Origin of the sequence: Microbacterium sp. (assembly GCF_003248605.1) — a bacterium.
In the GTDB taxonomy this organism is placed as follows: Bacteria; Actinomycetota; Actinomycetes; order Actinomycetales; family Microbacteriaceae; genus Microbacterium.
Genome location: NZ_QFPF01000080.1, coordinates 1 through 11,743 on the forward strand (window position 1 = coordinate 1; position 11,743 = coordinate 11,743).

Annotated in this window: 8 protein-coding genes; 1 reads left to right on the forward strand and 7 read right to left on the reverse strand. The window is 69.4% G+C overall.

The window, feature by feature from the left end; all coding sequences use genetic code 11:
• The 3 genes from uvrA to coaE all read right to left on the reverse strand — a co-directional run.
• A partial coding sequence (uvrA, locus tag DI573_RS10815; protein ID WP_292813907.1) for an excinuclease ABC subunit UvrA occupies nt 1-2,168 on the reverse strand: 2,168 nt, incomplete at its 3' end.
• Nucleotides 2,169-2,265: 97 nt separating this feature from the next.
• A complete protein-coding gene (gene uvrB / locus DI573_RS10820) occupies nt 2,266-4,344 on the reverse strand; it encodes an excinuclease ABC subunit UvrB (protein WP_292813909.1) in 2,079 nt (692 codons plus the stop codon).
• A gap of 9 nt (nt 4,345-4,353) precedes the next feature.
• On the reverse strand, nt 4,354-4,989 hold the full coding sequence (gene coaE / locus DI573_RS10825) for a dephospho-CoA kinase (protein ID WP_292813912.1): 636 nt from the start codon (nt 4,987-4,989) through the stop codon (nt 4,354-4,356).
• 770 nt (nt 4,990-5,759) lie between these two features.
• Between coaE and DI573_RS10830 the strand changes: the two genes are divergently transcribed.
• Complete coding sequence (locus DI573_RS10830) at nt 5,760-6,617, forward strand: response regulator transcription factor (protein ID WP_363331361.1); 858 nt, start codon at nt 5,760-5,762, stop codon at nt 6,615-6,617.
• A 51-nt stretch (nt 6,618-6,668) separates the two neighbouring features.
• Here DI573_RS10830 and DI573_RS10835 read toward each other — a convergent pair whose 3' ends face one another.
• The 4 genes from DI573_RS10835 to DI573_RS10850 all read right to left on the reverse strand — a co-directional run.
• On the reverse strand, nt 6,669-7,832 hold the full coding sequence (locus DI573_RS10835) for a hypothetical protein (protein WP_292813915.1): 1,164 nt from the start codon (nt 7,830-7,832) through the stop codon (nt 6,669-6,671).
• Nucleotides 7,832-9,469: a HAMP domain-containing sensor histidine kinase gene (locus DI573_RS10840; RefSeq protein ID WP_292813917.1), complete on the reverse strand. Its 1,638-nt coding sequence runs from the start codon at nt 9,467-9,469 to the stop codon at nt 7,832-7,834. Before DI573_RS10840 ends, DI573_RS10835 begins: the two co-directional genes overlap by 1 nt.
• A 9-nt stretch (nt 9,470-9,478) precedes the next feature.
• On the reverse strand, nt 9,479-11,158 hold the full coding sequence (locus tag DI573_RS10845; RefSeq protein WP_292813919.1) for an MFS transporter: 1,680 nt from the start codon (nt 11,156-11,158) through the stop codon (nt 9,479-9,481).
• 59 nt (nt 11,159-11,217) lie between these two features.
• Nucleotides 11,218-11,743 (reverse strand): S1 RNA-binding domain-containing protein (locus DI573_RS10850; RefSeq protein WP_292813921.1); only part of this gene is annotated, 526 nt, incomplete at its 5' end.

The window sequence follows — 11,743 nt, forward strand, 5'->3', positions numbered from 1 at the left end:
ATCCGGTCGAAGACCCCCGTGTACGTCGCGGGATTGGAGCGCGGCGTGCGGCCGATCGGGTTCTGATCGACGTGCACCACCTTGTCGAGGTTGTCGAGACCCGTGACACGGGTGTGCTTGCCGGGAACCCGCCGCGCACCGTTGAGGCGGGAGGCGAGCACCTCGTAGAGGATGCCGTTCACGAGCGACGATTTGCCCGACCCGCTGACGCCGGTGACGGCGGTCAGCAGCCCGAGCGGGAAGTCCACCGTCACGTTCTGGAGGTTGTTCTCGCGGGCGCCGACGACGGTGATCCGTCGCGACTTGTCGACCTTGCGCCGTGTCGCGGGAGTCGGGATCCCGCGCCGGCCGGCCAGGTAGTCTCCCGTGAGCGAGTCCTCATCCGAAAGCAACGCAGCGTACGGCCCGGAGTGCACGACGGTGCCGCCGTTGACGCCGGCGCGCGGGCCGATGTCGACCACCCAGTCGGCGGACTCGATCGTCTCCTCGTCGTGCTCGACGACGATCAGCGTGTTGCCGAGATCGCGCAGCGCGACGAGGGTCTGGATGAGCCGTCGGTTGTCTCGCTGGTGCAGCCCGATCGAGGGCTCGTCGAGCACGTAGAGCACCCCGGTCAACCCCGAGCCGATCTGCGTCGCGAGCCGGATGCGCTGCGCCTCGCCGCCCGACAGGGATGCCGCGGCGCGACTGAGGCTGAGATAGTTGAGCCCCACCTGGATGAGGAAGTCGAGGCGTACGCGGATCTCACGCAGGACCTGGGCGGCGATCGCGGCCTCGCGATCGGTGAGGGTCAGCTGCGCGAAGTAGTCGCGGGCCTGACCGAGGCTCAGGCGCGACGCCTCGGCGATGGAGTGGCCGTGGACGAGCACGGAGAGGACCTCGGGCTTGAGCCGGTCGCCGTCGCACACGGGGCAGGGCACCTCGCGCAGGAACTCGGCCCAGCGAACCCGCTGCGTGTCGGTCTCGGCCTGCAGCCACTGGCGCTCGATGTACGGCACGACACCCTCGAACCCCGACGCATAGCGCATTTCGCGCCCGTATCGGTTCTTCCATTTGACCGTGACCTTGTAGTTCTCACCACGCAGCACCGCCTCCCGCACGTCGGAGGGAAGCTCGCGCCACGGGGTGTCGAGGGAGAAGTCGAGGTCTCGCGAGAGCCCTTCGAGCAACCTCTCGTAGTACTGGAACAGCCCCTTGCCCTGCGTGGTCCACGGGACGATGACGCCCTCGCGGATCGACAGCTCGTCATCGCCGAGCAGCAGCTCGACATCCACCGCCATGCGGGTGCCCAGGCCCGAGCAGGTCGGGCAGGCGCCGAAGGGAGCGTTGAACGAGAAGGTTCGCGGCTCGATCTCGGTGAGCTGCAGGGGGTGTCCGTTGGGGCAGGCGAGCTTCTCGGAGAAGTTCTGCCACGCGTCGTCGCCCTCTTCGTCGACGAAATTGATCTGCAGGATGCCGCCCGCCAGCCCGAGCGCCGTCTCGACGGAGTCGGTGACGCGGCCGAGGATGTCGGGGCTCGCGACCAGGCGATCGACGACCACGGCGATGTCGTGCTTGTAGCTCTTCTTCAGCGTCGGCGGCTCGGCGAGCTGGATCAGCTCGCCGTCGACGATGGCGCGGGCGTAGCCCTTGGCCCCGAGCTCCCGGAAGAGGTCGACGAACTCGCCCTTCTTCTGCGACACCACGGGCGCGACGATCTGATATCGCGTGCGCTCGGGCAGCTCCATCAGCTGATCGGCGATCTGCTGCACCGTCTGACGCTGGATGACCTCTCCGCACTCGGGACAGTGCGGCACTCCGATGCGCGCCCACAGCAGGCGCATGTAGTCGTAGATCTCGGTGATGGTGCCCACCGTGGACCGCGGGTTGCGGTTGGTGGACTTCTGGTCGATCGAGACCGCGGGGCTGAGACCCTCGATGAAGTCGACGTCGGGGCGGTCGACCTGGCCGAGGAACTGCCGCGCGTACGCGCTCAGGGACTCGACATACCGGCGCTGACCCTCCGCGAAGATCGTGTCGAAGGCGAGACTCGACTTGCCCGATCCCGAGAGGCCCGTGAAGACGACGAGCGCATCGCGCGGGATGTCGAGGTCGACGTTCTGCAGGTTGTGCACGCGGGCACCGCGAACACTGAGCTTGGCGGGGGTGGCGACGGGGACGATAGGCACTCGTCAAGTGTAGGAGCGGCCTCCGACATCGGCTCGAGGTTCGCCGCGAGCGGATGCCGGAGCCCCGCCGACCGCGTGACGCGGCGCGGTCCTGACCTCACGCGTGCCCGGCGCGCTCCATGGCCCGCAGCTCCTTCTTCATGTCCTGGACCTCGTCGCGCAGGCGCGCCGCGAGCTCGAATTTGAGCTCGGCGGCAGCCGCGAGCATCTGGTCGCTCAGATCCGCGATCGTCGCCTCGAGCTGGCCCGCGCCCTCCGCGGCGATCCCCTCGCGCCGCAGCCGCGGCGTGGGCGATTTGCCCTTGCCGGCTCTGCCGCCGGCATCCCGCTTCGACAGCATGGCCGCGGTGTCGGCGCCCTCGCGCGCGAGCACCTCGGTGATGTCGGCGATGCGCTTGCGCAGGGGCTGCGGATCGATGCCGTGCTCGAGGTTGTAGGCGATCTGCTTGTCTCGGCGGCGATTGGTCTCGTCGATGGCCTTGCGCATCGAATCCGTCATCGTCTCGGCGTACATGTGCACCTCGCCCGAGACGTTTCGCGCCGCGCGGCCGATCGTCTGGATGAGGGAGGTGCCGCTGCGCAGGAACCCCTCCTTGTCGGCATCGAGGATCGCCACGAGAGACACCTCGGGCAGGTCGAGTCCCTCGCGCAGGAGGTTGATGCCGACCAGCACGTCGTAGACGCCCGCCCGCAGCTCGGTGAGCAGCTCGACACGGCGCAGCGTGTCGACGTCGGAGTGCAGGTAGCGCACGCGCACGCCGTGCTCCCCGAGGAAGTCGGTGAGCTCCTCCGCCATCTTCTTGGTGAGCGTCGTCACGAGCACGCGCTCGTCGCGCCCGACGCGCACACGGATCTGCTCCAGCAGATCATCGATCTGGCCCTTGGCGGACTTGACGACGATCTGCGGGTCGATGAGCCCCGTCGGGCGGATGATCTGCTCGACCACGCCGTCGGCGATGCCCATCTCGTACCGACCGGGGGTGGCCGAGAGGTAGACCGTCTGTCCGACGCGCTGTTTGAACTCGTCCCAGCGCAGCGGACGGTTGTCCATCGCGCTCGGAAGCCGGAACCCGTGGTCGACGAGCGTGCGCTTGCGCGACGCGTCGCCCTCGTACATCGCGCCGATCTGCGGCACCGTGACGTGGGACTCGTCGATGACGATGAGGAAGTCGTCGGGGAAGAAGTCGAGCAGGCAGTGGGGCGCCTCGCCGGGGGCACGCGCGTCGATGTGTCGCGAGTAGTTCTCGATGCCGGAGCAGAATCCCAGCTGCTGCATCATCTCGAGGTCGAACGTCGTGCGCATGCGCAGTCGCTGCGCTTCGAGCAGCTTGCCCTGTCCCTCGAGCTGTTTCAGCCTCTCTTCGAGCTCGACCTCGATCGTGCCGATGGCGCGCTGCATGACGTCGGTGCCGGCGACGTAGTGGGATGCCGGGAAGATCGGCACGGAGTCGAGTCGCTCGAGCACGTCGCCGGTGAGGGGATGCAGCCGGTAGAGCGCCTCGATCTCGTCGCCGAAGAGCTCGATGCGGATCGCATACTCCTCGTAGACGGGGATGATCTCGATCGTGTCGCCGCGCACGCGGAAGTTGCCGCGCGAGAAGTCGACGTCGTTGCGGTTGTACTGCATGGAGATGAACTTGCGGATGAGCGCGTCGCGGTCGTAACGCTCGCCCGTCTGCAAGGCAACCATCGCGCGCAGGTACTCCTCGGGCGCACCCAGCCCGTAGATGCACGAGACGGTGGACACCACGACGACATCGCGACGGGACAGCAGCGAATTGGTCGTCGAATGACGCAGGCGCTCGACCTCGGCGTTGATCGAGCTGTCTTTCTCGATGAAGGTGTCCGTCTGCGGCACGTAGGCCTCGGGCTGGTAGTAGTCGTAGTACGAGACGAAGTATTCGACGGCGTTGTGCGGCATCAGTTCGCGGAACTCGTTGGCCAGCTGCGCCGCGAGGGTCTTGTTGTGGGCGAGCACGAGCGTCGGACGCTGCACCTGCTCGATGAGCCACGCGGTCGTCGCCGACTTTCCGGTGCCCGTCGCCCCGAGCAGCACGACGTCGGTCTCGCCGGCGTTGATGCGCTGCGCCAGCGCGGCGATCGCCTGCGGCTGGTCGCCCGAGGGCTGGTACTCGCTGACGACCTCGAACGGCCGGACGCTGCGGGTGGTCTGCATGCTCCGAGCCTAGGACGGGCCCCCGACATCGGTCCCGGTGTTCGCGCTGGGCGTGCGCAGGCGCTCCCAGAGGGCGTCCGCCTGCGCCTCCGTGTGCGCGAGCGAACCGGCGGTGTCGATGACGACGTCCGCCACGGCGAGCCGCGTGTCGTCCGAGACCTGCGAGGCGATGCGCGCGTCGGCATCCGCACGCGATAGTCCGCGCTCGGTCACGAGACGACCCGCCCGGATGGCCGCCGGCGCGTGTGCCACCACCACCAGATCCCAGGGGTCGTCCCCGCGTGCCTCCACCAGCAGGGGCACGTCGTACACGACGACGGCGTCGGGGTCGGCGGCCAGTGCCGCAGCGAATCTCGCCGCGGAGAGCGCGCGGACGGCAGGATGGACGATCGCGTTCAGGCGTGCGAGCGCGTCAGGGCGCCCGAACACCCGCGCGCCGAGTCGCGGGCGGGCGAGCGAGCCGTCGCGCTCCAGGATGTCGTCACCGAATTCTGCGGCGAGGCGCTCGAGCACCGGCGAGCCCGGGCTCTGGACCTCGCGCACGAGCGCATCCGCGTCGACGATGACGGCGCCGTGACCGGCGAGACGCCGCGCGATGGTCGATTTGCCCGACGCGATGCCGCCGGTGAGCGCGATCAGAGGCATGCCTCGAGCATGCCATGCCGTGTCCTGAGGACCGGGCGAGGGGTGCTCCCGAAACCTGAAGTCGACGCTGAGCCGGGCTTGAGGATCGCCTGAGGGGCGCGCCATAGCTTCTTCATACGGGATGCGAACGACCGGTCAGCCGGCCAGGAGGATCCCGAGACACCACCGGACACCGACATCGTCGCCCAGCGGAAGGAGCGCAGATGGACACCATCGCGCACTCTGGGGCCGCGGGCGCGGCGTGGGTCCCGGTGGCTGCAGACATCCTGCGCGACCGCCTCGGGGGACGCGGCGCGCGGGTGCAGGCGCATGGCGCATGCGGGGGGAACGCCGTGTCATGCACCGCAGGGCGGCATCGCGAGGTCTGGGGGGTCCTCGCCGTGCACGCTCCCGACAGACGGGGTCTCCGACCGCCGACAACGCTCACGCACCCGCCCTCGGCGGGCTCGCTCGCGAACCCGAACGCGAGCATGTCGAGACGCCTGGGTGAGGCGTCGAGCGTTGCGGCGGTCGGGGGCCACCGCAGTTTCAGACCTCTCGGCGAGAGGAGGCGGCCGGCGCGGGACTGGGGAGTTTCCGCGGCGCCGCCGCCTCTCCCGGTGGGGGCGCGGGCGTGATCCACACGCCCCGCGCCTTCTCCTCCGCCACGTGCTCGCACGTGGCGGGACCCGTCACGGTGGTCGTGGGGACGACCGCCGTGACGGGTGCTTTTTTGTCGTCCCCTCCGAGCGATTAGGACGAGGCGGATGCCGGGGGAAGCATTCACGCGCGTGTTCTGGGATATCATCCTGGATGTCGCCGAACCCACCCCAGGGGTGCGGAGACGCACAGGAGGGGTGTCCGTGCAGGAGTCGCGTGTTGCTGTCGTCGTCGAGGACGACGCGGACATCCGCTCACTGATCTCGTCGGTTCTCGAGCAGGCCGGTTTCTCTGTTTTCTCGGCCTCGGCGGGCCTCGACGGCATCGAACTCGTCCGCGCCCACGACCCGGTCGTGACGACTCTCGACGTGTCGATGCCGGGCATGGACGGATACGAGACGGCCAAGCGCATCCGGGCCTTCAGCGACACGTACATCGTGATGCTCACGGCGCGCGCCGACGAGATCGACACGTTGCTGGGGCTGCAGTCCGGCGCCGATGACTATGTCACCAAGCCCTTCCGCCCTCGAGAGCTGCGCGCTCGTGTCGAGGCCATGATGCGGCGCCCGCGCGGCACCGTCGCGGGCGATGCGCCCAGCACGGGCGCGGTCGCCGTCGCCACCGCGCCGTCTCCGGTCGCGACGGCGGCTCCCGAAGACGAGGGCTGGCTTTCGCACAAGGGACTGCGACTGCACCCCGACATGCGCGTCGTGACGGTCGAAGACGACGACGTCGAGCTCACCCGCAGCGAGTTCGACATCCTCTTCGATCTGCTCAGCGCGGGTCGTCGCGTGGTCAGCAAGAACGACCTCGCCCTGATGCTGCGCGGCGACCGCTACGTGGGCGGCAGCGACTACGTCAGCGAGCACGACGCCCGTGCCATCGAGGTGCACGTGGCGAACCTGCGCCGGAAGCTCGGCGAGTCCGCCGCCCAGCCGCGCTGGATCGAGACGATCCGCGGCGTGGGCTACCGGCTCACCGCCGCCTGAACCCGGCCGGGACGACCGCACCCGGGTCAGCCGGACGATCCGGGTACCGGGTCAGACCATGCCGGCGATGATGACAGACGCGTCGGGACTCGATGCCGAACGCGTCGCCGCCTCGGATGCCGCCCGCACCATCTGGTCGGCGTCGTAGCCGATGCTGTCCGTGAGGGCGATACCCACCCCGACGACCGGCACGACCGCCGTCCCCATCGTGGCGAAGTCATCGAGCACCCGGCGGTGGATACGGCTGGCGATGCGTCGCGCGTCGCCGATGGAGGAGGGCGGGAATCCGACCACGAGACCGGCTGTGTCGGTCTCGCCGATCATCGCCGTCGTGGGCGCGTACCGGCGGACGCCTGCCCGCCACTCCCGCGTGATGTCCTCTGCCTCCAGCGGCCCGAACGCGGTCGCGATGTGGGGGAGGTCGTCGATGCGCAGGGCGATCACCGCGATCCGTTCGCCGGACTGTCGCGCGCGGTCGAGAACGGGGCCGAGCACCCGCTCGAACGAACCCGGCAGCAGTACGCCGTCCGGGCTGAGCGCGAGCGTTGCGGCATCGCCCATCGTCCGCGTGGCCGGTGTTCCACGCAGAACCGAGATCGTCACGACGGCGACGATCGTCAGGATCACGGTCAGGAAGCTCACGGTGATCGAGCCGAACCACGTCTGGAAGATCGCGCTTTCCGGTCCTGCAGCGAGGAAGACGAGCGTGCGGGCGGTGTAGAACAGGCCCTGGAAGGCGAGCACCACGGTGAGCCCGATCGCCGTGGCGTGCCGCCCCATCGCGCCGCGCCGGCTCTCGATGGAGCCGAGGATCGCGAACGTCGCCAGCGCGACGAACATCACCACGGCCCCGGCCCAGTCCCCGCCGTCGGGTCCCTCGATGAGGACCGCGACGAGCGCGGCAACGGATGCTGCCGACACGATGATCGCGGGCACGCGCAGGATCCGGCCGTTGAAGCTCCGGCATCCGAGCCACATCGATCCCGTGCCCGCGACGAACGCGGCGTTCCCGACGGCGACCGCGATCCAGGGATCGATGCCCGCCGCCCAGGCGAGGTAGCAGAGGGTCGACAGGATCGCGCCGAGGAAAGCGAGCGACCACACGCGCCCGGCCCCGGCGTCCTTGCGCACGACGCTCTCGACGATGAACAGAACTCCCGAGACGACCACCACGACCGCCGCGAGCATCGAGGTGGTGAACAGATCGAAGACCATCAGGCCTCTCCCTTCGGATCTGCGGTCGGCAGCCGCACGATGAACGTGCACCCTTCGCCCGGGCGGGTCTGCACCGTGATCTCGCCGCCGTGCGCGCGCACGATGTCGCGGCTGATCGCAAGCCCCAGCCCGCTGCCGTGCGTCGTCGACTTGCGCACCGAATCCGAGCGGAAGAACCGTTCGAACAGTCGAGGCAGCTCCTGCTCGGAGATGCCCGGTCCGTCATCGCGCACCACGATCCACGCGTGCAGGCCGTCGGATGTCGCGCCCACCTCGACATGACCGCCGTCGTTGTTGTACTTGATGGCGTTGGATACGAGGTTGTCGATCACCTGACGGATGCGGTGCGCATCGGCATAGGCGATCGTCTCTTCGATACCCGAATCGTCGATCGTGATGCGGCGTTCGGCGGCCCGCGGCGCCTGGCTCTCGACGGCTTCGCGCACGACGTCGGACAGATCCGTGACCTCCGCGTCGATGCTCAGGTCGATGCCCTTTCGGGAGACGGCCGAGACCGTCAGGATGTCGGCGACCAGCTCGAGCAGCCGCCCCGCGTTGCGCTCGGCGACCTCGAGGTTTCGGCGCGCGGCGGGCGAGAGTTCGTCGTCGTCGAGGACGAGGTCGAGGTAGCCCATGATCGAGGTGAGTGGCGTGCGCAGCTCGTGGGAGACGGAGGCCACGAGGTCTTCTCGCGCACGCAGGGCGAGCTCCTCTGTCGTGACATCGCGAGAGACGACGATCGTTCCGGCGAACGACCCGTCGAGATCGCTGATCTGCCGGGCCGTGATGCTCAGTGCCCGCCGATCGTCGCCGGGGTCGCCGTACCAGACCAGCTCGTTCTCGAAGACATCACCCCGGCGCGCGCGGACGAGCGGCAGCTCTTCGGCGGTGAGACGGGTGACGCCGTCGGAGCCGTAGGCGACGGTCTCGCCCTTGTGGTCGCGGGAGCCCTGCAGCCGCGCGTGGGCCTCGTTGGTCACGGCGAGCGTGCCGTCGGGGGCGATGCGGATCACCCCGAAGTCGACGGCGTCGAGGACATCCATCACGATGTCCTCCTGACGGCGCGCCCGATCGACGGACTGCTGGAGGTGCCGTGACTGCTTGTCGAGCAGGTACCTCTGGGCCAGGGCTCGCCGCGAGGCGAGATAGGCGATCGTCGCGACCGCAGCGATGGTGACGGGCAGCAGGAGGGTCGAGGTGCTGAGGGACTGCGTGGGGTCGGCGGCGACGAGCAGCCAGAACAGGGTGCTGACGCCGACGACCGAGAGCACGACGCCCGCCACCCCGTACAGCCAGGCGATCCACATCACAGGGAAGGCCCAGAGGATGCCGAGGCCGGCCGTCGGCGACGCGTCGCGCAGGAAGGCGATCGCGATGATGTCGGCGACGGGGATGAGCGCGCCCCAGATGTGCGGCAGCCGGTTCCACGGCACGATCATCGCCGCGCCCGTGGCGACGAAGACGAGCGCGCAGCCGATCACGAGCGGCGTGACGGCGCGCACCTGACCGAACATGAGGATGAGTACGACGGCGAGGAGAGCGACGCCCGCCAGGAGCGACTGGTTCAGGAGGACGGTGCGCTCTCGCGCGGTGTCGTCTACACGGGCGCGCCTCGCGCCCGCCACCTCCGAGGCCATGCGTCGACGTTATCGGACCCGGGCCCGACCACCCGGCAGGCGCGGCCCGGACGCCGGCGCGTCCCCGACGGCGGGGGCCGGGCGCGCGGCATCCTGGGCCTCGTACTCGGCGAGGAGCTCGTGCTCACGCGCGTGGGCGGGCAGGCAGAAAAGCACGAGGGCGGCGCCCAGGAGGATCGCGATCGCACCGACGAGGTACGCGGCGAGGGCGCCGGTGACGAGGCTCTGCGCGGCCGCGGCGAGGATCTCGTCGCGAGAGGCGGGGTACTGGTCGGCCACGTGAAGAGCGGACGCGTAGGACGCCTGCAACGCTGCCGTGACGCTGTCGGAGATGGTCGACGCCTCGCTGCTGGCGGCGATCTGCCGGCCGAATGCGGCCGCGAAGCCCGACGCGAGGATCGCACCCAGCAGCGCCTGCATGATCGACCCACCGAGGTCTCGCTGCAGGTCCGAGGTGGCCGAGGCCATGCCCACGCGCCGCACGGGTGTGCTCTGCGTGAGCGATCGCGAGGCGGGGGTCATCGCGAACGCCGCTCCCGCGCCGATCACGAAGAATCCGATCGCGATGAGCGGGTACGGAGTGCGCTCACCCCAGAAGAGCATCGTCACGAACCCCGCGAAAACGAGCACGTAACCCGTGAGCATCGTCACGCGTGACCCGCGCGCCGTGACGAGGCGGGCGGAGAGGGGGGCGACCAGCAGAAGACCGATCGCGGCGGGCACGACCGCAAGTCCCGCCTCGAGTGTGTCGTAGCCGAGGATGTTCTGGAGGAACTGCTGTCCGACGAACATCGCCCCCATCAGCGAGCCGAAGACGATGGTGCCGGCGGCCGCAGGCACCCAGAAGAGCCTGCGGCGGGCGATCCGCAGGTCGTAGAGGGGATGCTGTGCCGCACGCTGGCGCCACCCGAAAGCCCCCAGCAGCACGACGGCGGCGACCAAGAGGACGGCTCCGAGCGCGAGCTGACCGGGTGCGAACACCATGCTGACACCGAGCACCAGCGTGGCGACGGCGAACGTGGCCAGCACTCCCCCGGCGTGGTCGATCGGTTCGGTGGACTCGTTGACGTGCGCGGGCACGAGCGCGGCGACGAGCACGAGCGCGACGGCGGCGATCGGTGCGGCGAGGAGGAAGGCCGACCCCCACCACCACTCGATCAGCAGCAGGCCCGCGAGCACCGAGCCGATCACGGTCGCCATGGCGCTCACGCTCGACCACAGCGCGATGGCACCGGTGCGTCGCGGGCCGCTGGCCCAGAGCGCCGTGATCAGCGACAGGGTGGTGGGATAGGCCATGCCCGCGGCGATTCCGGTGAACACCCGCGCCGCGATGAGCGTCTCGATCGACACGGAGAAGGCGGAGACGAAGCTGGCGAGGACTGTGAGCGTGAGGCCCAGCATCAGCAGCTGCTTGCGCCCGTAGCGGTCGGCCACGGCGCCCAGGTACAGCACCGACATCGCCAGCCCCAGCGAACAGCCGAGCGCGACCAGATTGAGCTGGGTCTGGGTGGCGCCGAACGCGTCGCCGATGTCGGGCAGGGCGATGTTGGCCGCCGCGAGATTGATGTTGCAGACGAGCGCCGCGAGCGTGAGCGCCGTGAGGACGAGCGGGGCGCGGCGGGGGGCGTCGGGCATGGTTGTCACCCTAGCGGCGACATGCGGCCGGTCCCGACATCGCACGTCGGACATGCAACAGGGGCCGGGACCTTTCGGTCCCGGCCCCTGTCGGTGCGTTTCTCAGCCGCGGATCAGCGACCCGAGAGCTTCTCGCGCAGAGCGGCGAGCGCCTCGTCGTCGGCGAGCGTGCCGGAGCCGGCCTGCTCGCTCGTGAACGCCGAACCGCCGAAGTCGGCCGCGGCGGTGGCCTCGGCCTCGAGCGTCTTGGCGACCTGAGCCTTGTGCGCCTCCCAGCGAGCCTGGGCCGCAGCGTACTCCTGCTCCCACTTCTCGCGCTGGGCGTCGAAGCCCTCGAGCCAGACGCCGGAGACGGAGTCGAAGCCCTCGGGGTACTTGTACTCGCCGTTCTCGTCGTACTCCGTGACCATGCCGTAGAGCGCGGGGTCGAACTCGGTGCCGAACGGGTCGACCGAGTCGTTCGCCTGCTTCAGCGAGAGCGAGATGCGGCGACGCTCGAGGTCGATGTCGATGACCTTGACGAACACCTCTTCGCCGACGGAGACGACCTGCTCGGCGAGCTCGACGTGCTTGCCCGAGAGCTCCGAGATGTGCACGAGGCCCTCGATGCCGTCCGCGACGCGAACGAACGCGCCGAAC